The organism is Saccharothrix sp. NPDC042600 (assembly GCF_040647305.1).
GTDB lineage: Bacteria > Actinomycetota > Actinomycetes > Mycobacteriales > Pseudonocardiaceae > Actinosynnema > Actinosynnema mutabilis.
Genome location: NZ_JBEZBW010000005.1, coordinates 135353 through 158565 on the forward strand (window position 1 = coordinate 135353; position 23213 = coordinate 158565).

The window sequence follows — 23213 nt, forward strand, 5'->3', positions numbered from 1 at the left end:
ACCGGCTGAGCGATCACCCGGCACTCACCGGCTGAGCGCCGCCCGCACGACCTCGGCGTCCGGGCTGCCGATGGCGGTGAACCACTCCAGCGCCATCGTCCACAGCCCCCGCGCCTCGTCGGGGGACCCCGCCGCCGCGTAGGCGTCCCCCGCCACGTGCGCCGCGCGGGCCTGGACGTACCGCTGCCCGGTCGCCCGGCTGCGGTCCAGCGCCCGGTGGGCCAGGTCCAGCGCCTGCGGCACGTCGCCCTGGTCCAGCCGCACCCGGGCCAGCAACGCCAGCACGTCCACCTCGGCCAGCTTCAGGCGGTACCGGACGGCGCTGTCCAGGGCCTGCTGGGCCGAGTACCGGGCCTCGTCCAGCCGGCCCGCCGCCCGGTGCGCCACGGCCAACCCGCGCCGGGCCGCGCAGATGCCCCACGGGTAGCCGTTCTCCTCGGCGATCCGCAGCGCCTCGGTGTGCAGCTCCACGGCCTCCGCGTGCCGCCCGTCGCCGTGCAGGGCCTCGCCGAGGGCGTTCTTGGTGTCGCACGCCCCCTTCAGGTTGTCCAGCTGCTCGGCCATCTCCAGCGCCTTGGACGCCTCCTCGATGGCCTCCGCGTACCGGCCGCGCATGTTCAGCGTGTGCGCCAGGCCCTCGTGCGGGATGTGCACGAACCCCCGCGCGCCGGACCGCTCGTACAGGTCCACCGCCCGCCGGTACAGCTCCGCCGCCCGCTCCGGCTGGCCCTGGAACAGGTGCACCTCGGCCAGCGCCCGGTGGCTGTCGGCCTGGGTGATCCACACGCCCAGCCGGTTGCCGACGTCGAGCGACCCCTCGAACGACGACACCGCCCGGTCGAGCTGCCCGAGCTGCAGGTACACCCCGCCCAGGTTGATCAGGGCCACGCCCTCCTGCTGCAGCGCGCCGATCTCGCGGGTGATCACCAGCGCCCGCTCCAGGCAGTCCGCGGCCTGCTCCAGCTCGCCGGTGTCGATGTAGACGCCGCCCAGGTTGATCAGCACCGCCGCCTCGGCCGCCGGCGCGGCCCCGGCCCGCCGCTGGATCGGGATGGCGCGGCGGAAGCAGTCCACGGCCACCCGGTGCTGCCCGATCGTCCAGTACAGCGTGCCCAGCGAGGACAGCATCGCCACCTCGCCCACCGGGTCGCCGATCGCCTGCGCCACCGACAGCCCGGCCTTCGTGACCGCCAGCCACTCCGCGGGCAGGCCCTGGCCGTAGAAGTACCGGCGCAACGCGTCCGCGAGCTGCCAGCAGTCCCGGTCCGGCTCCCGGTCGACCGCGTGCAGCACCATGGCCACCAGGTTCGCCCGTTCGGTGTCCAGCCAGGCCAGCGCCTCGGCCGCCGTGGCGAACACGCGCGGCGTCACGCCCACCACCACCGACTCGCGCGGCAGCCGCAGCATGCTGGACTTCGCCGCGTCGGTCGCGTTGTCCACCGACCGGATCGACCAGTCCAGCAGCCGCCGCTGGGCCTGCGCGCGCTCGGCCGGGTCGTCCTCGAACGCCAGCCGCTCGGCCGCGTAGTCGCGCAGCAGGTCGTGGAACTGGTAGCGGCCCGGCGCGTGGTTGTCCACCAGGTTGGCCGTGGCCAGCCGGTCCAGCCGGCGGCGCGCGTCCTGCGTGGTCAGGCCGCCCAGCGCGGCGGCGATGTCCGGCGTGATGTCCCCCGGCGCGAGGCTGAGCAGCCGGAACAGCGACGCCAGCTCCGGTTTCAACGCCGTGTAGGACAGGTCGAACGCCGCGTGCACGGCCGCCCGCTCGTCACCCTCGACGGCCAGCGCCGCGAGCCGGTTGCCCGCCCGCAGCTCCTCCACGTAGGAGGCGATGGTGGTCTCCGGCCGGGACAGCAGGTTGGCCGCGGCGATCCGCAGCGCCAGCGGCAGGTGCGCGCACAGCTCGGCCAGCTGTTCGGCGGCCTCGGACTGCTCCGCCACGACGTCGTCGCCGAGCATGCCCGCGAGCAGCGACCGCGCCTCCTGCCGGTCCAGCACGTCCAGCCGCACGTTGGACGCCGCGTGGCTCACCGCCAGCCCGCGCAGCGTGTCGCGGCTGGTCACCAGCACCGCGCAGCCCGGCGACCCGGGCAGCAGCGGCCGGATCTGCTCGGCGTTGGCCGCGTTGTCCAGCACCAGGAGCACCTGTTGGTCGGTCAGCCGCGACCGGAACATCGCCTCCTGCTCGTCCTGGTCCAGCGGCACCGACTCCGGCGGCACGCCCTGCGCCCGCAGGAAGCGCGGCAGCACGTCCACCGCGCTCAGCGGCGGGCCCGGGGCGTACCCGCGCAGGTTCACGTAGAGCTGGCCGTCCGGGAAGTACTTGCGCATCTTGTGCGCCGCGTGCACGGCCAACGCCGTCTTGCCCACCCCGGGCGGGCCGGCCAGCGTCACCACCGGCACGCCCTGTGCCGTCCGCAACAACGCCTCGATCAGGTGAACCGCCTGCTCACGGCCCACGAAGTCGCCGATGTCCGCGGGTAGCTGCGACGGCACCACGCGGTCCCGCCGCGCCGGCGCGGCCGACCCGGACGCCTCCAGCGACCCGCCGAGCACCTGTTGGTGCACGCGCCGCAGCTCGTCACCGGGGTCGATGCCCAGCTGGTCGGCCAACAGGTCGCTGACCCGCTTGTACGCGTGCAGCGCGTCGGCCTGCCGCCCCGACCGGTACAGCGCGGTCATCAGCTGCGACCACAGCCGCTCGCGCAGCGGGTGCTCGCTGGTCAGCCGGGACAGCTCGGGGATCAGCTCGGCGTGGCGACCCAGCTCCAGCTCGACCTCGACCCGCCGCTCCTCGACGTGCAGCCGCCGCTCGCCCAGCCGGGGCACCTCGTCGCGGTGCAGCACCTCCGACGGCACGTCCACCATCGCCGGCCCCCGCCACAGCCCGAGCGCCGCGGTGAAGATCGCCGACGCCGGCTCCAGCCGGCCCGCGAGCCGCTCCTGCTCGCCCTCCTCGACCATCTGTTCGAACCGGACGACGTCGATCGTGCGTTCGTCGACGTCGATCAGGTAACCGTCGGGCACGGTCCGGATCGGCACCGCCGGACCCAGGACCTGCCGCAGGCGCATCACGTAGGTCTGGAGGGTGCCGCGGGCACGGGCCGGCGGTTCGGCGCCCCACACGTGCTCGGCCAGCTCGTCCACCGACACGCCGGCGCCGGCGCGCATCAGCAGCGACACCAGCAGCGCCCGCTGCCGACCTGCGCGGACGACCACGTGCTCGCCGTCGACCAGCACCTGCAACGGCCCGAGGACGCGGAACTCGACCTGAGGGCCCACCCGTCCCGACCTCCCCTCCCGCGCACGGGTTTCTGTTGTCCGTTGTACAGCGTAGGAGAGCGTTTGAAGGATCGGTCGTCGTCACGTTGGGTCAGCGAACCTGCGCCGGAAGTACGAGAATGCCGATCCACGTGGCCGGATCGTGACCTGCCTTACTGCGGAAGGGTTGCGCACAACGGTTAGGGTCCGACACCACACCGAGAGATCCCGGATTTCCCAAGGGGTGTTTGATGGTCCATTCCCGAACGGCTCGGCGCCGCTGGACGGCCGCGATCGGCCTGACCGGCGCCGCCGTCCTCGCACTGTCCGCCTGCGCGCAATCCGAGCGTGGTGGAGACTCCGGGTCCGGCAAGACCGGCGGGACGATGGTCTTCGGGGCCGCAGGCGAGCCCAAGAACTTCGACCCGATCTTCAACGACGACGGTGAGAGCTTCCGCCCGATCCGCCAGATGTACGACACGCTCATCACCTACAAGCGTGGTTCGGCGGACTTGGCGCCCGGCCTCGCGGAGAAGTGGGAGCCGAGCCCGGACGGCAAGTCGTGGACGTTCACACTGCGGAAAAATGTGAAATTCCACGACGGCACTCCGTTCAATGCGGCCGCGGTCTGCTTCAACTTCGACCGCTGGTTCAACATGAAGGGCGCCGCCGCCCAGAGCCAGATGATCTACTACGGCGACGTGTTCGGCGGCTTCGCCAAGAACGAGGGCGACGCGGCCGGCGAGCCGCTCTACAAGTCCTGCGAGGCCAAGGACGAGGGCACCGCGGTCCTGAACCTCAACGCCTACAAGGGCGCGTTCCCGGCCGCCTTCGGCCTCACGTCGTTCTCCATCTCCAGCCCCGACGCGCTGAAGAAGTACGACGCCGACGCCGTGCAGCAGTCGGGCGACTCGTTCACCTACCCGGCCTACGCGACCGAGCACCCGACCGGCACCGGCGCGTTCAAGTTCGAGAAGTTCGACAAGGCCAACAAGACCATCACCCTGGTCCGCAACGACGACTACTGGGGTGACAAGGCCAAGCTCGACAAGCTGATCTTCAAGATCATCCCGGACGAGAACGCCCGCAAGCAGGAGCTCAAGGCCGGCACGATCGACGGCTACGACTACCCGAGCCCGGCGGACTACAACACCCTGAAGTCCGACGGCTTCAACGTCACGCCGCGCCCGGCGTTCAACATCCTGTACCTGGGCATCAACGGCGCGAACACCCCGGCCCTGAAGGACCTGCGGGTGCGCCAGGCCATCGCCTACGCCGTGAACCGCGAGCAGCTGGTCAAGACCAAGCTCCCGGCCGGCGCCGAGGTGGCCACCCAGTTCCACCCGAAGACGGTGGCGGGCTACGCCGACGACGTGCAGAAGTACCCGTACGACGTCAACAAGGCCAAGGAGCTGCTGGCCCAGGCCGGCGCCACCGGCCTGACCCTGAAGTTCTTCGTGCCGACCGAGGTCAGCCGCCCGTACATGCCGAACCCGACCGAGATCGCGGCCGTGATCACGGACGACCTGAAGGCCGCGGGCATCAACGTCGAGATCGTGTCCCGCCCGTGGAACGGCGGCTACAAGGACGACGTCCAGAAGGCCGGCAAGCACGACCTGCACCTGCTGGGCTGGACCGGTGACTACAACGACGCCGGCAACTTCATCGGCACGTTCTTCGGTCGCGCCAAGGCCGAGTTCGGCTTCGACGACAAGAACCTGTTCGACGCCCTGGCCGCGGCCGACGCGGTCGTCGACCAGACCAAGCACGCGGACGCCTACAAGCAGGTCAACCGCGACATCATGAGCAAGTACCTGCCCGCGGTGCCCGTTTCCCACTCCCCGCCGGCGATCGTCGTGAGCAGCAAGATCTCGGGCCTGGTGCCCAGCCCGCTCACCGACGAGCGCTTCGACACGGTGAGCAAGGGCTGATCCGACTGGTCAGTGCAGGTGGTGGCGCTCGTGACCCGGGCGCCACCACCTTGCTGTCCAAGGGGTTTCCATCATGCTGCGATTCATAGTCCGTCGCCTGCTCCAGGCGATCCCGACGCTGCTGATCCTCTCCCTGCTGGTGTTCGCGTGGCTCCGGTCGCTGCCCGGCGGGCCGTCCGGCGCGCTGCTCGGCGACAAGGCGACCCCGGAGAAGATCGAGGCGCTGAACAAGGTGCTCGGGCTCGACCAGCCCCTGATCATCCAGTACTTCAAGTTCCTCGGGCGCACCCTGACCGGGGACTTCGGCAGCTCGCTGATCAGCGGCGAGCCGGTGATGACCGAGATCGGCCGGGCGCTGCCCGCGACGATCGAGCTGTCCATCGCGGCGCTGCTGTTCGCCGTCGTGCTGGGCATCCCGCTCGGCTACCTCGCGGCGAGCTACCGCGGTCGCTTCCTCGACAACCTCACGGTGATCGGCACCCTGGTCGGCGTCGCCGTCCCGGTGTTCTTCCTCGGCATCCTGCTCAAGCAGGTCTTCGCCCAGGAGTTGGCGCTGTTCCCGCCGTCGGGCCGGCAGGACGTCACGATCGACCCGACGCACGTCACGAACTTCGCCGTGCTGGACGGCCTGCTCACCCAGGAGTGGGACGCCTCCATCGACGCCCTGTGGCACCTGGTGCTCCCCGCCATCGCGCTGAGCAGCATCCCGCTCGCCGTGATCGTCCGGATCACCCGCGCGTCCGTGCTGGACGTGCTCAACGAGGACTTCGTGCGCACCGCCAACGCGAAGGGCCTCCAGGCGACGATCGTGCGGCGCAGGCACGTGCTGCGCAACGCGATGCTGCCGGTGTCCACGACGATCGGCCTCCAGACGGGCCTGCTGCTCGGCGGCGCGGTGCTGACCGAGCGCGTGTTCGTGTGGGGCGGGCTCGGGTCGCTGCTGGCCCAGGGCATCGAGCGCCGCGACTACCCCCGCCTGCAGGCGCTGCTGCTGCTCGCGGCCGTGGTCTACGTGCTGGTGAACCTGCTGGTGGACATCTCGTACGCCATCATCGACCCGAGGGTGCGGACATCATGACCACACTGCTGAACCGCAAGAAGCAGAAGGTCGACGCCCTCGCCGAGTCGGCGGGCACGAGCCTCGCGGCGGACGCGCTCAAGCGCATGTCGCGCAGCCCGGTCGCCATCCTGGGCGCGGTGATCGTGCTGGTGTTCCTGGTGCTGTCGGTGATCGCGCCGTTCATCGTGCCGAAGGACCCCTACCAGCGGTACCCGGAGCTGCTCGACCAGTTGCGCCCGGACAACATCCCGGGCGCGATGCCCGGGTTCGTGCTGGGCAGCGACGAGCTGGGTCGCGACTTCTTCAGCCGGCTGCTCGTCGGCGCGCAGCAGTCGCTCGTCGTCGGTGTCGGCGCCACGCTCATCGGCCTGGTGCTCGGCATGGTCATCGGCGGCGCGGCGGGCGCGTTCGGCGGCTGGGTGGACTCGTGGCTGATGCGGTTCACCGACATCATGCTGTCGATCCCGAGCCTGCTGCTGGCCATCTCCATCGCGGCGCTGGCCAGCCGGGGCAGCCAGACCACCGTCATCATCGCGGTCGCCGTGACCACGGTGCCCATCTTCGCCCGCCTGCTGCGCGGCGCGATGCTGGCGCAGCGGCACAGCGACCACGTGCTGGCGGCGACGGCGCTGGGCGTGAAGCGCAAGACGATCGTGTTCCGGCACATGCTGCCCAACTCGCTGGGCCCGGTGATCGTGCAGGCCACGCTCACCCTGGCCACGGCGATCATCGAGGCCGCGTCGCTGTCGTTCCTCGGCCTGGGCGACCCCGACCCGGCGCGCGCGGAGTGGGGCCTGATGCTGGGCAACTCCCAGCGCTACATCGACGTGAAGCCGGAGCTGGCCTACTACCCGGCGATCGCGATCATCATCGTGGCGCTGGGCTTCACGCTGCTCGGCGAGTCGCTGCGCGAGGCTCTCGACCCGAAGAACCGGAGGTGATCCGCTGTGGCCTTGCTCGAAGTGCGTGACCTGCGCGTGGTGTTCCAGCGCCGGGGCACCGAACCGTTCAGCGCCGTGGACGGCGTCTCCTTCGACGTCGACCCGGGGCAGACCGTGGGCCTGGTCGGCGAGTCCGGCTGCGGCAAGTCGGTCACCTCGCTCGCGATCATGGGCCTGCTGCCCGCGCGCGGCAACAAGGTGACCGGGTCGGTGCGGTTCGAGGGCACCGACCTGCTGAAGCTGTCCAACCGGGAGATGCGGGACCGGCGCGGCCGGGACCTGGGCATGGTGTTCCAGGACCCGCTGTCGTCGCTGAACCCGGTGATCCCGATCGGCCTCCAGGTCACCGAGGTGCTGGAACGGCACCGCGACATGCCGCGCAAGAAGGCGATGGTCGAGGCGGCCGAGCTGCTGGACAAGGTCGGCATCCCCGACCCGACCCGGCGGCTCTCGGAGTACCCGCACCAGCTCTCCGGCGGGATGCGGCAGCGCGCGCTGATCGCGATCGCGCTGGCGTGCCGGCCGCGGCTGCTCATCGCCGACGAGCCGACCACCGCGCTCGACGTGACCATCCAGGCGCAGATCCTGGCCCTGCTCAAGGAGCTCGTGCAGGACACCGGGACCGCGCTGATCATGATCACGCACGACCTGGGCGTCGTGGCCGGGCTGTGCGACGAGGTGAACGTCCTCTACGGCGGTCGCGTCGTGGAACGGGCGGAGCGGCACGAGCTGTTCGCCGAGCCGCGCCACCCGTACACGCACGGCCTGCTGGCCTCCATCCCGCGCCTGGACGCGGCGCGCGGCGAGAAGCTCGTGCCGATCAAGGGCTCGGTGGCGGACAACATCCCCTGGGACAGCGCTTGCGCGTTCGCGCCGCGCTGCCCGAACGCGCTGGACGTGTGCCGTCAGGTGACGCCCGCGCTGGAGCAGGAGGACCGGCGGTCGCTGCGCTGCCACAACCCGGTGCTGCCGGGAACGCCCGCCGCACAGGAGGTGCCCGCATGACCGCCGCAGTCGAGCCGACGGCCGCCGACGCGCCCGTGGGGGGGTCGCTGGTCTCGGTGCAGGACCTGAAGGTCCACTTCCCGATCAAGCGCGGTCTGATCGTGGACCGCACGGTCGGCCACGTCTACGCCGTGGACGGCGTGGACCTGGAGATCCGGCGCGGCGAGACCTACGGCCTGGTCGGCGAGTCCGGCTGCGGCAAGTCCACGCTCGGGCGCGGCATGCTGCGGCTGGTGGAGCCCACCGGCGGCAAGGTCGTGTTCGACGGCACGGACTTGGTGGAGCTCAAGGGCGAGTCGCTGCGCAAGATGCGGCGGCGGATCCAGATGGTCTTCCAGGACCCGATGTCGTCGCTGGACCCGCGGCAGTCGGTGGAGTCGATCCTGGTCGAGGGCCTGCGGGCGCACGGCCTGGACAAGGGCCGCGAGGCGACCGGCAAGCGCTTGCGCGAGCTGCTCGCGGCGGTGGGCCTGCCCTCGACCTCGCTGCGGAAGTACCCGCACGAGTTCTCCGGCGGCCAGCGGCAGCGCATCGGCATCGCCCGCGCGCTGGCGGTGGAGCCCGACCTGATCATCGCCGACGAGCCGGTGTCCGCGCTGGACGTGTCGGTGCAGGCGCAGGTGGTCAACCTCCTGGAGGAGCTGCAGGAGCAGTTCGGCCTGACCTACCTGGTCATCGCGCACGACCTGGCCGTGGTGCGGCACATCTCCGACCGGGTGGGCGTGATGTACCTGGGCGGGATCGTGGAGGAGGCGTCCTCGGACGACCTCTACGCCGAGCCGCTGCACCCGTACACGAAGGCGCTGCTCTCGGCGATCCCGGTGCCCGACCCGGAGGTCGAGGACCGGCGCGAGCGGATCCTGCTCACCGGTGACCTGCCGTCGCCGGCGAACCCGCCGAACGGCTGCCGGTTCCACACCCGGTGCCCGTGGAAGCAGGAGACGAAGTGCGCCACCGACCGGCCCGTGCTGCGCGAGGTGCGGCCTGGGCACAAGGTGGCGTGCCACTGGGCGGAGGACATCCAGGCCGGTCGCATCCGGCCGCACGAGGTGGAGACCGTGCTGGTGGAGGAGGGCGGGATCTCGCCCGACGTGCCGCTGATCGGGCCGTCCTCGGTGACCGAGGTGCTCAACCCGTAGGACGCGAGGCCGCGTCGGCTTGTCGCGTCGCCTTTCCCGCCGATCAGCTTTTCCGATCGGCGGGAAACGCGGCGCGACGAGCCGACTGCCAGGCGGCCTCGCCGCCGCGACGCCAGTCGCGGTCATCAGACACAGCGGGGGTGCGTCCCCCAGGACCGCACCCCCGCTCTTCTTCACGCCCGCCAGTCCGGCTTGCGGCCCAAGAGCCCGACCAGCCGGTCCGTGAGCGGTGCTTCCGCCGGCACGTCGACCGGCAGTCCGAAGGCCGCGCCCGGTCCCCGGACGTCCGGTGTGGACGGGTAGCGGCCGGCCATCTTGAAGGCGGCGAGCGCCATCTCGTCGTCCAGCGTCGAGTCGAACCCGACCGCCTTCGCCAGGTCCCAGGCGTGGACCAGGTTGTCCACGAAGTGCCCGGCGACCAGGCTGCGGCCCGGCTGGGGGCCATAACCGGGGAACACGCTGGGCCGGTCGAGGAAGCCGTCGACGCGGAACGCCTCGGTGGCCCGGTCGGCGGCGGCGAGGTAGGACTCCAGCAGGTCGTCGCTCGCCTGGGGCGCGGTGTCGGTCTCCCGCGCGGCGGCATCGAACTTGAGGGTGCTGTCCACCTGGTGTTGCAGCAGGTCGCGGACGGTCCAGCCGGCGCACGGCGTGGGCAGGTCGAAGTGGTGCGGCTCCAGCTCGCGGTAGAGCGAGGCGTTGAGGTCGAGTGCGGCGCGGTTGAGGTCGAGCAGGTCCATCGGTCCCCCTCCGGGAATTTGTACGAACGATCGTACAGTTAGTTTGGGTTGTGCCGTCAAGGGCGGCTAGCGTGGGCGGCGTGAAGGTCGACGGACGGGTGGAGCGCGGCGAGCAGACCCGCAGGCAGATCCTGCGGCGGGCGGCGGAGATCGCGTCGGTCGAGGGGCTGGAGGGCCTCTCGATCGGGCGGCTGGCGACCGAGCTGGAGGTCAGCAAGAGCGGCGTGTTCGCCCACTTCGGGTCCAAGGAGGAGCTGCAGCTGGCCACCGTCCGGGCCGCGGCGAAGATCTTCGTGGACGAGGTGGTGACGCCGGCCCTGGACCTGCCGCCGGGCGTGGCGCGGCTGGAACTGCTGCTGGAGGGGTGGCTGGCCTACTCGGAGCGCCGCACGTTCCCCGGCGGGTGCTTCTTCTACGCGGTGCAGGCGGAGTTCGACGCCCGGCCCGGCCGGGTGCGCGACGCGGTCGCCGAGTACGGGCGGAGCTGGAACGCGCTGGTCCGGGAGACGGTCGAGGGCGTGCCGGAACTGGCGGTGGACGCGGGGCAGGTGGCGTTCGAGCTGGTCGCGTTCCTGGAGATGGCCAACGCGCAGTCCGTCCTGCACGACGACCCGGCCGCCTACGCCCGCGCCCGCGCCGCCGTCCGCTCCCGCCTGGACCGCGTGGTCGGGTGATCAGGCCGCGGCGGCGGTCTCGACCACCCGGCGCTGGGCGGCCTTCACGGCCATGCCGACCGGGATGCTGATCAGCACCGCCGTGCCCCACGACAGGGCGAGCGCGAGCAGCGGGTCGTCGATCACCCGTCCGCCGAAGTAGCCGATCAACGCCGTGTACCCGCTCCACAGGGTGGCCCCGACCAGGGCGACCGGCGCGAACCGCCGGCTCGGCCACCGCAACGACCCCGCCAGCAACGCCCCGACCAGCCCGCCACCGGGCACCCACCGCACCGCCACCAGGATCGGCTCACCCCGCGCGGCCAGCCGCGCCGCCGTCCACTCCACCACCGCCCGCGACCCCGGCCGCCGGCTGAACCGGCGCAGCGCGCGCATCCCGGCGCTGCGGCCGAGCGAGTAGTTGACCAGGTCGGCGACGAAGCACCCCAGCGCCGCCACCGCGATCACCCCGGTCAACGACAGCTCGCCGGACGCGGCCAGCACGGCGCAACCGATGAGCACGGCCTCGGTCGGCGCCAACGGCACGGCGGCGACCACGAACAGCACCACGAGGGCGGTCATGATCGGAGAACGCTAGCCGGACCGGGTTAACTCCGAGGGTCGCCCGACCTTCAGCGAAGGCTCAGGCGACCCCCGGAACAGCGTCAGCGGTGGGCCCGGTTCAGGGCCGAGACGACCGCGCGCAGCGACGCCGACACCGTGGACGAGTCGATGCCCACGCCCCACAGGACCCGGTCGCCCACCGCGCACTCCAGGTAGGCCGCCGCCCGGGCGTCGTCACCGGAGGACATGGCGTGCTCGAAGTAGTCCAGCACCCGCACGTCGTAGCCGACCGAGGCCAGCGCGTCGACGAACGCGGCGATCGGGCCGTTGCCCGAACCGGTGACCTCCTGGGTCTCGCCGTCCACCACGACCACGGCCTTGATCGTCTCGTGGCCGCTGCCGTCGCCGGACACCTTCTGCCGCAGCAGCTTCAGCGGCGCGGTCGGGTCCAGGTACTCCTGGGAGAACGCGTCCCACATGTCCTTGGGCGAGATCTCGCCGCCCTGGGTGTCGGTGACCTCCTGGATGACCCGGGAGAACTCCACCTGCAGCCGCCGCGGCAGGTCCAGGTGGTGCTCGGTCTTCATCAGGTAGGCCACGCCGCCCTTGCCGGACTGCGAGTTGACCCGGATGACGGCCTCGTAGTTGCGGCCCACGTCCTTCGGGTCGATCGGCAGGTACGGGACCTCCCACGGGAACTCGTCCACGTGCTGCCCGGCCGCCTTGGCCGCGTCCTCCAGGGCCTCGAAGCCCTTCTTGATGGCGTCCTGGTGGGAGCCGGAGAACGCGGTGAACACCAGGTCGCCGCCGTACGGGTGGCGCTCGGGCACCGGCAGCTGGTTGCAGTACTCGACCGTGCGGCGGACCTCGTCGATGTCGGAGAAGTCCAGCTGCGGGTCCACGCCCTGGCTGAACATGTTCATGCCCAGCGTCACCAGGCACACGTTGCCGGTGCGCTCGCCGTTGCCGAACAGGCAGCCCTCGATGCGGTCCGCGCCGGCCAGGTAGCCCAGCTCGGCGGCGGCCACGCCGGTGCCCCGGTCGTTGTGCGGGTGCAGCGACAGGATGATCGACTCACGGCGGGCCAGGTTGCGCGACATCCACTCGATCGAGTCGGCGTACACGTTGGGCGTGGCCATCTCGACGGTCGCGGGCAGGTTGACGATCAGCGGCTTCTCCGGCGTCGGCTGGATGACCGCGGAGACCGCGTCGCACACCTCCAGCGCGTAGGACAGCTCGGTGCCGGTGTAGGACTCGGGGGAGTACTCGTAGCGGAAGTCCGTCTCCGGGTACTTCTTCGCCTCCTCCAGCGCGAACGCCGCCGCGTCGGTGGCGATCTTCTTGATGCCCTCGCGGTCGGACTTGAACACCACGCGCCGCTGGAGGATCGACGTGGAGTTGTAGAAGTGGACGATCGCCTTGTGCGCGCCGCGCAGCGACTCGAACGTCCGCTCGATCAGCTCGGGCCGGCACTGGGTCAGCACCTGGATGGTGACGTCCGGCGGGATCGCCCCGTCCTCGATGATCTCGCGGACGAAGTCGAAGTCGGTCTGCGAGGCGGCCGGGAAGCCGACCTCGATCTCCTTGAAGCCCATCCGCACCAGCAGGTCGAACATCTTGCGCTTGCGGGCGGGCGACATCGGGTCGATCAGGGCCTGGTTGCCGTCGCGCAGGTCCACCGCGCACCACAGCGGGGCCTTCTCGATGCGCTTGGTCGGCCAGGTGCGGTCCGGTACGTCGACGGTCTCCACCTGCTCGTGGAACGGTCGGTAGCGGTGCACCGGCATCGACGTGCCGCGCTGCGGGTTCCAGGCGGGCTGGTCGGCGGGCGCGGGGCGGGCTGGGGTGCGGATGCGGCTGGTGCCGGACGTGTACGCGTCGGGTGACGTGGTCATGGTGCTCACAGCTCCTGCTGGCCGTTTGAGAGGACGACCGGCGGCGACGCTCGATCCCGCGACGGGGGGCCGGTCTGATCAGACCCCGTCACGGCGGCGAAGCAGGAGGGCACGTGCCACGTCCGACAGGTTAACCACATTCCGCCGCGACCTGGAACCGGATGTCCAAAGTGTGGACGTACCGGACGGTTCGCAGGCGTGGGGGCGTCCGAGCAGGTGGTCCGGGTTAGCGGGTGTTTATCACTCGTTCGTGTGAGGTATTCGAACGTCATGTCCAGATGGCGAACCTCAACGCGCAGCGGCAGCTTCACCGCTGCCCGAGTGATCAGCGGCGTGGGCGCTGTCTTCGCTCTCATCGAGGTCCTCTACATCCTGATGATCCTCTTCGGGGCGAACCAGGCCAACGCGTTCTTCCGCTTCATCCAGCAGCTCGCCGAGCCGCTGGCGCTGTTCTTCCCAGGGTTGTTCCAGCTCGGCAACCCCAACCTGGACGTCATCGTGAACTACGGTCTCGCGGCGGTGTTCTGGCTGGTGGTGACCGGCATCCTGGCGCGTGTCGTAGCGCGCTAGAGCATGCGACACTCCCGCCATGGCTGAGCACACAGCGTCGGATGTCCGGACGCGGATCGTGTCGGTCGTGGCGGGAGTCGTCGGCTGGGCGGGGCTGCTCATCGCGGTCGTCCTGGTCGCGCACGTGCTGCTGACCGTGGGCGGGGCGAACCCCGGCAACTCGATCACCACGACGGTCGCGAGCTGGGCCGAACGGTTCGCGCTGGGTTTCCGCGACCTGTTCACGCCCGAAGACGCCAAGCTCCGCGTGCTGGTCAACTACGGCATCGCGGCCGTGTTCTGGCTCATCGTGCGGTCACTGGTCGTCAAGCTCGTCCGCCGGCTCGGCTGAGTACAGCGGCACGCCCCACTCGCCGGTGAACACCGTCTCGGTGAGCGGCCTGCGCTTCCGCACCCGCCGCTCCCGCGTGCGCAAGTCTTCCGGCAGGTCCGAGTCGTCGCCGAGCACTCCGATGGCCACCACGACCACGGGGACCACGTCCTCCGGGAGTCCGAAGGCGTCGCGCACGGCCTCCTTCGAGAACCCGCCCATCTGGTGCGTGACCAGGCCGTTAGCCACCGCCTGGAGGCTCAGGTTCGCCACCGCCAGACCCACGCCGTACTCGGTGTTGGGCATCGGCCCGCGATCGTCCCCGGTCAGCCTGCACGCGACCACCAGCACCGACGCGCGCCCCGCCCACACCTGGTTGCCCGGGCGCAACGCCGCGAAGATGCGCGTGAAGCCCGGGTCGCCCCGGAACCCGACGACGAACCGCGCCGGCTGGGTGTTGCCGTGCGACGGGGCCCACCGGGCGGCCTCCAGCAACGGCCGCAGGTCGGACGCGGTCAGGGACGCGGAGGGATCGAAGGCGCGGGGGCTCCAGCGCTGCGCGATCAACGGGTTGAGGTCCATCAGATCGCATACTGCCAAGCCGTGATGGCGTAAGCGCCGAACCAGGCGCTGAACACCGTGATCCCCACCAGCACCGCCACCACCGTGGACGTCCGCCGCCGCGCCATCGCCAGCGCCACCGGCACGAGCAGCGTGAACGCGGGCAGCAACAACCTGGCCTTGGAGTTCATCAGGCCGTTCGACCCCAGGTCCATCGCGAGCACCGCGGCCCCGTAGACCACCAGCGGCCACTCCAGCCCGCGCCGGAGCCCGAGCACCACCAGGGCGATCGCCACGACGAGGAACCACACCGTGGCCAGCTCCAGCACCGACCGCGGCTCACCCAGGATGAGCAGGGCGAACTTCCAGGTGGCCGCCCCGCCGTCGAACCGGGAGTCCCACCCGCGCTGCTGCACGGCGAACCACCCGTCCCACTGGCCGGTGCGCACCGCCACGTACGCCAGGTACCCGAGCAGCCCGAGCGGGGCGACCAGGCCGCCCACCCACGGCCGCCACGAGTCTCGCCGCCGCACGATCTCGACCAGAGCCGCCAGGCACACCGCGAGGATCAGCGCCGCCGCCGTCGGCCGCACCAGGCCGGCGCACGCGCAGCACAGCCCGGCCAGGACCCACCGCCGTTCGACCACGCCCACCAGCGACCACGCGGCCAACGCGCAGAACGTCGCCTCGGAGTACGTCATCGACAGCACGACCGCCATCGGCGACGCCGCGAACAGCACCACCAGGATGAGACCCGCCCGGTAGGACCCGCCGAACACCCGCGACCCGAGCCGCTGCAACCCGTACGCGCAGAACACCCCGCTGACCAGGCTCACCGCGAACGCCGCGCCGACCGGCTCGACGCCCGGCAGCCCGTCCACCCACCGCACCAGCGCCGGGTAGCCGGGGAAGAACGCCAGCGGCGTCTCGGCGCTGCGCCGCCCGAACGCGTCCACCAGGAACGGCGGCACGCTGCCGTAGCCGCCCTCGGCGATCCCCAGGAACCACTGCCCGTCCCACGACGTGAGCGCGCGGGTGACGTCCTTGTTCCACCGGTCCGCCATCAGCGCCAGCACCAGCAGCCCGAACTCCCGCACCACCAGGTACGCGACGGCCGGGGCCAGCGCCAGGGTGACCCGGTGTCTGGCCGCCCGCGCCAGCCGGTCACGCGCGCTCGGCGCGTCCTCGGGCTCCACGCGAACCGCCTCCAGGGTCGACACAGCAGGAGAGGGTAGTGCCCGTCACGGTGCCCGCTGTCCACTCCTTGGGCCAGGTAGTCTGCCTGCAAGCTGGGGTTTCACGCCCGCGTAACCGGCTGCGTGGAACTCCCCTCGCCCGTTGTCGGCTCGGAGGGAGAAGGATCAGTGGCGCTCGTCGTCCAGAAGTACGGCGGTTCCTCGGTCGAGAGCGCCGAGCGGATCAAACGGGTGGCCGAGCGCATCGTCGCGACCCGGAAGGCGGGCAACGACGTCGTCGTCGCGGTCTCCGCCATGGGTGACACGACCGACGAGCTGCTCGACCTCGCGCGCCAGGTGTCCCCGGTGCCGCCCGCCCGCGAGATGGACATGCTGCTCACGTCCGGTGAGCGCATCTCCATGTCGTTGCTGGCGATGGCGATCCACTCGCTGGGCGCGCAGGCGCGGTCCTACACCGGCTCGCAGGCCGGCGTGATCACCACGTCCGTGCACGGCAAGGCGCGCATCATCGACGTGACGCCCAGCCGCATCCAGGACGCGCTGTCCGAGGGCGCCATCGCGATCGTCGCGGGCTTCCAGGGCGTGAGCCAGGACAGCAAGGAGATCACCACGCTGGGCCGCGGCGGCACCGACACCACCGCGGTGGCCTTGGCGGCGGCGCTGAAGGCCGACGTCTGCGAGATCTACACCGACGTGGACGGCGTGTTCACCGCCGACCCGCGCATCGTGCCGAACGCCAAGCGGCTGGAGACCATCACCTACGAGGAGATGCTCGAAATGGCGGCGTGCGGGGCCAAGGTGCTCATGCTCCGCTGCGTCGAGTACGCCCGCCGCTACGGCGTCCCGGTGCACGTCCGATCTTCGTTCAGCAACAAGCCCGGGACCATCGTGTCCGGGTCAGTGGAGGACCTTCCCGTGGAACAGGCGATGATCACCGGCGTCGCGCACGACCGGTCGGAGGCCAAGGTCACCGTGACGGCGGTGCCGGACCACCCCGGCGTCGCGGCCCGCATCTTCCGCGTCGTGGCCGAGGCGGAACTCGACATCGACATGGTCGTGCAGAACGTGTCCCAGGCCGTGTCCGGCCGCACCGACGTGACCTTCACGCTGTCCAAGGACGACGGCCCGCGGGCCGTGGCGGCGCTGAACAAGGCGCGCGAGGAGATCGGCTTCGAGCAGGTCCTCTACGACGACCACGTGGGCAAGGTGTCGCTGATCGGCGCGGGCATGCGCTCGCACCCCGGCGTGACCGCCACGTTCTGCGAGGCGCTCGCGTCGGCGGGCGTGAACATCGAGATCATCTCCACTTCGGAGATCCGCATCTCCGTGATCTGCCGGGACACCCAGCTCGACGACGCGGTCCGTGCGCTGCACGACGCGTTCGAGCTGGGCGGGGACGAAGAGGCCGTGGTGTACGCCGGGAGTGGACGATGAGCCCTGTTCTTGCCCTCGTGGGGGCCACGGGTGCCGTGGGCACCGTCATGATCGACATCATCAACGGCCGGCCGTCCGTGCCGTGGGGCGAGATCCGGCTGATCGCGTCCGCGCGCTCGGCGGGCAAGAAGATCACCGTGCGCGGCGAGGAGCTGACCGTCGTCGCGCTGTCCCCGGAGGCGTTCGACGGCGTCGACGTCGCGATGTTCGACGTGCCGGACGAGGTGTCCGCGGAGTGGGCCCCGATCGCGGCGGCGCGCGGTGCCGTGGCGGTGGACAACTCGGGCGCGTTCCGCATGGACCCCGAGGTGCCGCTGGTGGTGCCGGAGGTCAACGCGGACAAGATCTCCGAGCGCCCCAAGGGGATCATCGCGAACCCGAACTGCACGACCCTGTCGATGATGGCCGCGCTGGGCGCGCTGCACCGGGAGTTCGGGCTGCGCGAGCTGGTCGTGGCGTCCTACCAGGCGGCGTCCGGCGGCGGCCAGGCGGCGATCGACCGCCTGTACGGCGAACTGGAGGCGTTGGCGGGCAAGGAGGTCGGCGTCCGTGCCGGTGACGTGCGGGAGGCGCTGGAGGCCGCCGGCCTGCCGGTGTCGGACTCGCCGTTCCCGGCCCCGCTGGCGCTGAACGTGGTGCCGTGGGCGGGCTCGCTGAAGGACGAGGGCTGGACCAGCGAGGAGCTGAAGGTCCGCAACGAGTCCCGCAAGATCCTGGGCATCGCGGACCTGAAGGTGTCGGCGACCTGCGTGCGCGTCCCGGTCGTGACGACGCACTCCCTGGCGGTCCACGCGACGTTCGCCCGCGAGGTGACCGTCGAGCAGGCGCACAAGATCTTCGCGGCGCAGCCGTCGATCGTGCTCGTGGACGACCCGACGGCGAAGAAGTTCCCGACGCCGGCCGACGTGGTGGGCGAGGACCCGACCTACGTGGGCCGGGTGCGCCAGGCGCTGGACTTCCCGAACACGCTGGACTTCTTCGTGTGCGGCGACAACCTCCGCAAGGGCGCGGCGCTCAACACCTACGAGATCGCCGAGGAACTGGCCAACCGGCTCTGACCGCCGCCGAACGGGCGGGACGCCCCGAGGGGGCGGCCCGCCCGTTCGCGTCGGAGGTGTCGGCCGTCCGGTGGGCGACTTCGCGATCGGACCCGGCCGACGACGGCACGGCGGGAGTGGTCACCGGTAGGTTCGCCGTCATGGCGGACGTGGTGCTCGCGATCGACCTGGGAACTACGGCGACCAAGGTGATCGCGGTCGAGCGGGACGCGGGTGTGGTGGCATCGGCGGAGCACGGGTACCCGATGCGCACCACGCCCTCCGGGGAGGCGACGCACGACCCGGAAGAGGTGTGGGGCGCGGCCGTTCGCGCGTTGCGGGAGGTCGCGTCCGCCGGGCACACCGTGCGCGCCCTGTCGTTGACGGGCGCGATGCACACGCTGGTGGGGCTGGGGCCCGACCTCAACCCGGTCACGCCGTCGTTGAGCTGGGCGGACAACCGGGCCGTCGCCGAGGTCGCCCGGTTGCGCGGCACGCTCGACGGGATCGCCCTGCACCGCGCCACCGGCACCCCGATCCACACCATGTCCCCGCTGGTGAAGCTCGCCTGGTTCGCCGGGCAGGGCTTCACGGCCGCCAGGTGGTGCGGGCTCAAGGACTTCGTCACCCACCGGCTCACCGGCGTCCTCGCGACCGAGCACTCCTCCGCCTCCGCCACCGGCCTGCTCGACCTGGCCACGCTGTCCTGGCACCCCGAGGCGCTGGTCTTCGCGGGCGTGACCGCCGCCGAGCTGCCCGACCTGCACGCGCCGACCGACTCCCTCCCGCTGACCTTCGAGGTCCCCGGCCTCCCGCTCGGCACCCCCGTCGTCCTCGGCGGCGGGGACGGGCCGATGGCGAACCTGGGTGTCGGCGCGGTCGTGCCCGGGGTGGCGGCGGTGTCGCTGGGGACCAGCGGCGCGCTGCGGGTGGTCCGCGACCGGCCGGCCGTGGACCAGGACGGGCGGGTGTTCTGCTACGCCATCGGCGGCGGGCTGTGGGTGCTGGGCGGCGCCGTCAGCAACGGCGGCGTGGTCGCGCGGTGGGCGGCGGACACCTTCGGCCGGGACCTGCCCGCGTTGCTGGACGAGGCTTCCCGCGTGCCGCCCGGCGCGGCCGGCATCACCGCCCTGCCCTACCTGCTCGGCGAACGCGCCCCGTGGTGGGACCCGGACGCCTCCTCCGCCCTGATCGGGGTGCGGCGCGAGCACGGTCCGGCGGAGATCACCCGCGCCCTGGTCGAGGGCGTGGCGCAGCAACTCGCGCTGGTGCTCGACGCCGTGCGCTCGGTCGCCGGGGTGGACGCCGTCCGGGCGACGGGTGGCGCGTTCCGCGGCGACCTCTGGGCGACCGTCCTGGCCGGGACCCTGGGCCTGCCGTTGGAGATCGCGGAGGACAGCGAGGGCTCGGGCGTCGGCGCGGCGCTGCTCGCCTGGCACGCGCTGGGCGACCTGCCCGACCTGACCGAGGCGGCCCGGCTGATCAAGCCGACCAAGCGGGTCACGGTCGGGCCCGAGGTGGTCGAGCACTACGCCCGGACCCGGCCCCTGGTCGCCAGGCTCTACCGCGCCCTACACGAGCTGCGCTGACCGCTCCCGGCCCAGCACCAGCGCGGCCGCCGCGATCGCCACCGCGCCGACACCCGCCACGAAGAAGCCCCAGCCCGGCGCGGAGTGGTCGATCACCCAGCCGGTCAGGGGCGCGCCCAGCGCCGCGCCCAGCGTGAACGCCGAACCCTGCAACCCCAGCGCCTCGCCGCGCGCGTTGCCCGGCGTCAGCTCGGCGATCGCGTCACCGGTGCCGGCGATCGTCGGCGCGCACAGGAAGTTCGTCGGCACCAGGGCGAGTACCAGCGCCCACACCGACCCGGTGAACAGCCCGACCGGCACCGCCAGCAGGCCCATCGCGCCCATCATCACCCACACCGGCGGCGCGTCGCGCACCCCGCCGTAGACGAAGCCGCCGACCAGCGAGCCGACGCACATCACGACGACCACCGCGCCGATCCAGTCGGTCAGGCCCAGGTCGCGCATGGCCGCGACGACCGCCACCTCCACGCCGGACAGCACGAACGTCGCGCCGCCCGCGCTGATCAGCACGCCCACCAGCCGCCGGGTCAGCCACTGCCGCCGCGGCACCCGCTCGCCGGCGGTCGAGCTGACCGGTGGGTCCACCGCGGCCAGGACCAGGCCGAACAGCACCAGCAGCGCGCCGATCGTCCACATGGCGACCCGGCTGTCCCAGTGCGTGGTGAGGAACACGCCCAGCGCCGGGCCCGCCATGAACGCCACCTCGACGGCCATCGAGTCCAGCGCCAGCGCGGTGCGCCGACCGGACTCGCCGACCAGGGCGGTGGTGATCTGCCGGCCCAGCGACATCACCGGCATGGTCGCGATGCCCGCCAGGAAGCACGTCACCAGCAGCGCCCCGAACGGCAGCGCGGGCGCCACGAACCAGAACACGCCCTCGACGACCAGCGACAGCGACAGCATCGCGCGCAGGCCGCGCCGGTCGGTGAGCCGGCCCATCAGCGGTGACCCGAGGGCGATGCCGATGGTGGACATGGCCCCGACCAGGCCCGCCGCGCCGTACCCTCGGTCGAGGCCGAGCAGGACGTGCATGGTGATCGTCATGCCCGCCGCCGTGGCCGGTATCCGCGCGAACAGCATCAGGACCAGGAAGGACGGGACCCGGGGCGTGCGCAGGACGGCCAGGTAGGGGGCGAGGTTCACCGGTACATCTTCACCCGAATGGGCAATGCCTTTAACAACTCGTTTTCTTGACTGACTCCAGAAAACGTGGTGCAGTGGAGGAGCCATGACCCCAGGACCACGTGAGCTGCTCAAGGACGCCGGGCTGCGCGTCACCGCGCCCCGGATCGCGGTGCTGGAGTGGCTCGCCGCACACCCGCACGCCACGGCCGAGCAGGTCGCGGCGGGCGTGCGGGCCCGGTTGGGCACAGTGTCCACGCAGGCCGTCTACGACGTGCTGCACGCGTGCTCGCGCACCGGCCTGCTGCGCCGCATCGAGCCCGCCGGCAGCCCCGCGCGCTACGAGACGCGAACCGGTGACAACCACCACCACCTCGTGTGCAGGCGGTGCGGTCGGACCGAGGACGTCGACTGCGTCCACGGCGCCGCGCCGTGCCTGCGCCCCGCCGGCCCGTCCGGCTTCGCCGTCGAGGAGGCCGAGGTCCTGTTCTGGGGGCTGTGCCCGGACTGCCAGTCGACCGCGAAGGAGTTCCCCCGGTGACCGAACCGCGTCACACGGGCATCCCGGTGGCCGGCGAGAGCTTCGCGCCCGCGGTGTCGGGCATTGCGACCGCCGTGTCGGGCGGGTAGGACGTCTCCCCCGGGGGAGGGGCCGGTGCGTCGGTCCCTCCCCGTCCTATTCGCGCTTCCACGGGTAGCGCGGCGCGACGATCTCGAACGAGTCCACCAGCCACGTCGCCCGCGACTCGGGCGCTTCGTCGTCCCGGCGCGGGGTGGCCGACCGGCCCGTGGCGCGCACCCAGCGGGGCTCGACCTCGGGCAGCCGGGCCGCGGGTGGCGCGTCGCCCAGCCGTACCCGGACCCAGAACCCCGATTCCACGCGACCGAGACTACGGTGATCCACAAGTCGGTCGGGTGGCTGGGGGACGGGGACTGATGAGCTCGCTGGAGGACATGGCCGCGCGCGCGGACCGGCGCGACCAGGCGCGGGACGCCCTCAAGCGCGACCTCGCCGGCCGGGTCGTCCCGGGGCGGGACGGCGGCGGGCTGGTGGAAGTGGCCGTCGACACAACCGGCAAAGTCGTCGAGGTCGCCGTGAACGCATCGCTCGTCGCGCGCGTCGATCCCAAGGTGCTGGCGAACGCGATCTTGGAGGCCGCGACCACCGCCCAGCGCGCCGCCCGCGACCTCGTCGCGGAACGGCGGTCCTACTACTTGGGTTCCTGAAGGGGGAGCAGGTGTTCACAGCCGACACCGGGCGCATGCGCGCCGCGGCGAAGAGGTTCCGGCAGGCGGGTGACCGCGTGGAGGTCGCGTCGGGCGCCCTGGCCGGCACGGACGTGCCCGGCGGCGCGTTCGGCGAGTCCGGCCCCGGCCCGCGCACGGCGGCCGTCCTGGACGCTTTCGTCGCCCGCCGCACCGAGGGGCTGCGCCGCCGCCGGCACGGCCTCGCCGACATCGCCGACCGCATCGAGCGCGACGCCGACAACTACGACGACACCGACAACGCGAACTCGGCCGACATCACCCGGGCGGGTGCGCGGTGAGCCACCCCGCGATCAAGGCCGCGGTGGACGCGTGCGCCGACCTCGACGCCGCCGCCGGCAAGGTCGGCGCGGACAGCCCCGTGCACGCCCTGACCCTGGTCGACTACCAGCCCACCGAGGTGCGGGCGTACCAGGAGAAGCTCGTCGCCGCGCGCGGTGAGCTGGACCAGGCCATCGCCGAAGCCGAAGCGGCCCGCGCGGAGCAGGGCGAGGCGTCCTCCGGCGAGGCGGCCGACGAAGCCGCCGCCGCGACCGACCGCGACCTGGCCGAACTGCGCGCCGAACGCAAGCGCCTGGAGAAGGTGATCACCGAGGTCGGGCAGTTGGCCGCCAAGCTGGACGAACTCGCCGTCGCGACCGGTTCGGCGGCCACCGGCATCGCCCAGCGCCCCGAAGTGGTGGACGCGGTGCAGACGGTGCTCGGCGGGTCGTGGGTGGACGACGTCTACGGGGCCGAGGAGCTGGACCGGGCCGAGGGGGTCGTGCACGCGGCGGTCGGCGAGATCGTGCGGCTGTGCTTGGACAACGAGCGGCAGCGGGACGCCCTGGCCGGCGAGCTGGAGAACACCCTGTCCGCGGCCGAGAGCGGCGGGGGCGGCCAGGTCGGCGGCGGAGCCGAGGCGGGCATGGGAGCCGCGCGGCAGGGCGACTGACGCGACGGGCC

Annotated in this window: 23 protein-coding genes; 15 read left to right on the forward strand and 8 right to left on the reverse strand. The window is 71.9% G+C overall.

Features of this window, described 5'->3' with window-relative positions:
* Positions 1-24: 24 nt before the first annotated feature.
* The gene (locus AB0A74_RS06215) at positions 25-3279 is read right to left on the reverse strand and encodes a tetratricopeptide repeat protein (RefSeq protein WP_358247804.1); all 3255 of its coding nucleotides are present in this window, start codon (positions 3277-3279) and stop codon (positions 25-27) included.
* 230 nt (positions 3280-3509) lie between these two features.
* Here AB0A74_RS06215 and AB0A74_RS06220 point away from each other — a divergent pair, with 230 nt between their 5' ends.
* The 5 genes from AB0A74_RS06220 (at position 3510) to AB0A74_RS06240 (ending at position 9334) form a co-directional block, all read left to right on the forward strand.
* Positions 3510-5189 (forward strand): ABC transporter substrate-binding protein, encoded by a 1680-nt coding sequence (locus AB0A74_RS06220; protein WP_358247805.1) that lies wholly within the window; start codon positions 3510-3512, stop codon positions 5187-5189.
* A gap of 73 nt (positions 5190-5262) precedes the next feature.
* Positions 5263-6267, forward strand: coding sequence for an ABC transporter permease (locus AB0A74_RS06225; protein ID WP_343935659.1), 1005 nt, complete (start codon positions 5263-5265; stop codon positions 6265-6267).
* The gene (locus AB0A74_RS06230; protein ID WP_358247806.1) at positions 6264-7190 is read left to right on the forward strand and encodes an ABC transporter permease; all 927 of its coding nucleotides are present in this window, start codon (positions 6264-6266) and stop codon (positions 7188-7190) included. The genes AB0A74_RS06225 and AB0A74_RS06230 overlap by 4 nt, the downstream gene beginning before the upstream one ends.
* Positions 7191-7196: 6 nt before the next feature.
* On the forward strand, positions 7197-8195 hold the full coding sequence (locus AB0A74_RS06235) for an ABC transporter ATP-binding protein (protein ID WP_358247807.1): 999 nt from the start codon (positions 7197-7199) through the stop codon (positions 8193-8195).
* The gene (locus AB0A74_RS06240; RefSeq protein WP_358247808.1) at positions 8192-9334 is read left to right on the forward strand and encodes an oligopeptide/dipeptide ABC transporter ATP-binding protein; all 1143 of its coding nucleotides are present in this window, start codon (positions 8192-8194) and stop codon (positions 9332-9334) included. The genes AB0A74_RS06235 and AB0A74_RS06240 overlap by 4 nt, the downstream gene beginning before the upstream one ends.
* A gap of 173 nt (positions 9335-9507) precedes the next feature.
* On the opposite strand, the gene AB0A74_RS06245 is transcribed toward AB0A74_RS06240, so the two are convergent.
* Positions 9508-10071, reverse strand: a complete 564-nt coding sequence (locus tag AB0A74_RS06245) for a TIGR03086 family metal-binding protein (RefSeq protein WP_358247809.1) — start codon at positions 10069-10071, stop codon at positions 9508-9510.
* An 80-nt stretch (positions 10072-10151) separates the two neighbouring features.
* Between AB0A74_RS06245 and AB0A74_RS06250 the strand changes: the two genes are divergently transcribed.
* A complete protein-coding gene (locus AB0A74_RS06250; protein ID WP_358247810.1) occupies positions 10152-10745 on the forward strand; it encodes a TetR/AcrR family transcriptional regulator in 594 nt (197 codons plus the stop codon).
* On the opposite strand, the gene AB0A74_RS06255 is transcribed toward AB0A74_RS06250, so the two are convergent.
* Both AB0A74_RS06255 and leuA read right to left on the reverse strand, forming a co-directional pair.
* Positions 10746-11306, reverse strand: a complete 561-nt coding sequence (locus AB0A74_RS06255; protein ID WP_358247811.1) for a DedA family protein — start codon at positions 11304-11306, stop codon at positions 10746-10748. It abuts the gene before it with no gap.
* An 83-nt stretch (positions 11307-11389) separates the two neighbouring features.
* The gene (gene leuA, locus AB0A74_RS06260; RefSeq protein WP_358247812.1) at positions 11390-13183 is read right to left on the reverse strand and encodes a 2-isopropylmalate synthase; all 1794 of its coding nucleotides are present in this window, start codon (positions 13181-13183) and stop codon (positions 11390-11392) included.
* 270 nt (positions 13184-13453) lie between these two features.
* On the opposite strand from leuA, the gene AB0A74_RS06265 reads away from it, so the two are divergent.
* Both AB0A74_RS06265 and AB0A74_RS06270 read left to right on the forward strand, forming a co-directional pair.
* The gene (locus AB0A74_RS06265; RefSeq protein WP_121223641.1) at positions 13454-13753 is read left to right on the forward strand and encodes a hypothetical protein; all 300 of its coding nucleotides are present in this window, start codon (positions 13454-13456) and stop codon (positions 13751-13753) included.
* Positions 13754-13772: 19 nt separating this feature from the next.
* Positions 13773-14084, forward strand: coding sequence for a hypothetical protein (locus AB0A74_RS06270; protein WP_358247813.1), 312 nt, complete (start codon positions 13773-13775; stop codon positions 14082-14084).
* On the opposite strand, the gene AB0A74_RS06275 is transcribed toward AB0A74_RS06270, so the two are convergent.
* Together AB0A74_RS06275 and AB0A74_RS06280 are read right to left on the reverse strand one after the other, a co-directional pair.
* Entirely contained in the window at positions 14049-14645 is a 597-nt protein-coding gene (locus AB0A74_RS06275) for a nitroreductase family protein (RefSeq protein WP_358247814.1), read from the reverse strand. The two genes, AB0A74_RS06270 and AB0A74_RS06275, sit on opposite strands and share 36 nt — an antisense overlap.
* Positions 14645-15844, reverse strand: a complete 1200-nt coding sequence (locus AB0A74_RS06280; protein WP_358247815.1) for a hypothetical protein — start codon at positions 15842-15844, stop codon at positions 14645-14647. Before AB0A74_RS06280 ends, AB0A74_RS06275 begins: the two co-directional genes overlap by 1 nt.
* Positions 15845-15988: 144 nt before the next feature.
* Here AB0A74_RS06280 and AB0A74_RS06285 point away from each other — a divergent pair, with 144 nt between their 5' ends.
* From AB0A74_RS06285 to AB0A74_RS06295, 3 genes are all read left to right on the forward strand, one after another.
* The gene (locus AB0A74_RS06285) at positions 15989-17254 is read left to right on the forward strand and encodes an aspartate kinase (protein ID WP_121223638.1); all 1266 of its coding nucleotides are present in this window, start codon (positions 15989-15991) and stop codon (positions 17252-17254) included.
* Positions 17251-18312, forward strand: a complete 1062-nt coding sequence (locus AB0A74_RS06290) for an aspartate-semialdehyde dehydrogenase (protein ID WP_358247816.1) — start codon at positions 17251-17253, stop codon at positions 18310-18312. Before AB0A74_RS06285 ends, AB0A74_RS06290 begins: the two co-directional genes overlap by 4 nt.
* 140 nt (positions 18313-18452) lie before the next feature.
* A complete protein-coding gene (locus tag AB0A74_RS06295) occupies positions 18453-19880 on the forward strand; it encodes a gluconokinase (protein ID WP_358247817.1) in 1428 nt (475 codons plus the stop codon).
* Here AB0A74_RS06295 and AB0A74_RS06300 read toward each other — a convergent pair.
* Positions 19863-21023 (reverse strand): MFS transporter, encoded by a 1161-nt coding sequence (locus tag AB0A74_RS06300; RefSeq protein WP_358247818.1) that lies wholly within the window; start codon positions 21021-21023, stop codon positions 19863-19865. The genes AB0A74_RS06295 and AB0A74_RS06300 overlap by 18 nt on opposite strands.
* Positions 21024-21108: 85 nt before the next feature.
* Here AB0A74_RS06300 and AB0A74_RS06305 point away from each other — a divergent pair, with 85 nt between their 5' ends.
* Positions 21109-21543: a Fur family transcriptional regulator gene (locus AB0A74_RS06305; RefSeq protein WP_358247819.1), complete on the forward strand. Its 435-nt coding sequence runs from the start codon at positions 21109-21111 to the stop codon at positions 21541-21543.
* 135 nt (positions 21544-21678) lie between these two features.
* Here AB0A74_RS06305 and AB0A74_RS06310 read toward each other — a convergent pair whose 3' ends face one another.
* Positions 21679-21882 (reverse strand): hypothetical protein, encoded by a 204-nt coding sequence (locus tag AB0A74_RS06310; protein WP_358247820.1) that lies wholly within the window; start codon positions 21880-21882, stop codon positions 21679-21681.
* 56 nt (positions 21883-21938) lie between these two features.
* Between AB0A74_RS06310 and AB0A74_RS06315 the strand changes: the two genes are divergently transcribed.
* From AB0A74_RS06315 to AB0A74_RS06325, 3 genes are read left to right on the forward strand one after another with little or no spacing between them, the layout of a single operon-like run.
* Positions 21939-22229: a YbaB/EbfC family nucleoid-associated protein gene (locus AB0A74_RS06315; RefSeq protein WP_358247821.1), complete on the forward strand. Its 291-nt coding sequence runs from the start codon at positions 21939-21941 to the stop codon at positions 22227-22229.
* A gap of 11 nt (positions 22230-22240) precedes the next feature.
* Positions 22241-22549, forward strand: coding sequence for a hypothetical protein (locus tag AB0A74_RS06320; RefSeq protein ID WP_358247822.1), 309 nt, complete (start codon positions 22241-22243; stop codon positions 22547-22549).
* Positions 22546-23202, forward strand: coding sequence for a hypothetical protein (locus AB0A74_RS06325; RefSeq protein WP_358247823.1), 657 nt, complete (start codon positions 22546-22548; stop codon positions 23200-23202). The genes AB0A74_RS06320 and AB0A74_RS06325 overlap by 4 nt, the downstream gene beginning before the upstream one ends.
* Positions 23203-23213: the final 11 nt, after the last annotated feature.

Excerpts from the sequence above, each read along its gene's own strand:
- AB0A74_RS06220 (WP_358247805.1), top strand. The coding sequence starts at position 3,510 with ATGGTCCATTCCCGAACGGCTCGGCGCCGCTGGACGGCCGCGATCGGC.
- AB0A74_RS06225 (WP_343935659.1), top strand. The coding sequence starts at position 5,263 with ATGCTGCGATTCATAGTCCGTCGCCTGCTCCAGGCGATCCCGACGCTG.
- AB0A74_RS06230 (WP_358247806.1), top strand. The coding sequence starts at position 6,264 with ATGACCACACTGCTGAACCGCAAGAAGCAGAAGGTCGACGCCCTCGCC.
- AB0A74_RS06240 (WP_358247808.1), top strand. The coding sequence starts at position 8,192 with ATGACCGCCGCAGTCGAGCCGACGGCCGCCGACGCGCCCGTGGGGGGG.
- AB0A74_RS06245 (WP_358247809.1), bottom strand. The coding sequence starts at position 10,071 with ATGGACCTGCTCGACCTCAACCGCGCCGCACTCGACCTCAACGCCTCG.
- AB0A74_RS06255 (WP_358247811.1), bottom strand. The coding sequence starts at position 11,306 with ATGACCGCCCTCGTGGTGCTGTTCGTGGTCGCCGCCGTGCCGTTGGCG.
- leuA (WP_358247812.1), bottom strand. The coding sequence starts at position 13,183 with ATGACCACGTCACCCGACGCGTACACGTCCGGCACCAGCCGCATCCGC.
- AB0A74_RS06265 (WP_121223641.1), top strand. The coding sequence starts at position 13,454 with ATGTCCAGATGGCGAACCTCAACGCGCAGCGGCAGCTTCACCGCTGCC.
- AB0A74_RS06270 (WP_358247813.1), top strand. The coding sequence starts at position 13,773 with ATGGCTGAGCACACAGCGTCGGATGTCCGGACGCGGATCGTGTCGGTC.
- AB0A74_RS06275 (WP_358247814.1), bottom strand. The coding sequence starts at position 14,645 with ATGGACCTCAACCCGTTGATCGCGCAGCGCTGGAGCCCCCGCGCCTTC.
- AB0A74_RS06290 (WP_358247816.1), top strand. The coding sequence starts at position 17,251 with ATGAGCCCTGTTCTTGCCCTCGTGGGGGCCACGGGTGCCGTGGGCACC.
- AB0A74_RS06295 (WP_358247817.1), top strand. The coding sequence starts at position 18,453 with ATGGCGGACGTGGTGCTCGCGATCGACCTGGGAACTACGGCGACCAAG.
- AB0A74_RS06305 (WP_358247819.1), top strand. The coding sequence starts at position 21,109 with ATGACCCCAGGACCACGTGAGCTGCTCAAGGACGCCGGGCTGCGCGTC.
- AB0A74_RS06315 (WP_358247821.1), top strand. The coding sequence starts at position 21,939 with ATGAGCTCGCTGGAGGACATGGCCGCGCGCGCGGACCGGCGCGACCAG.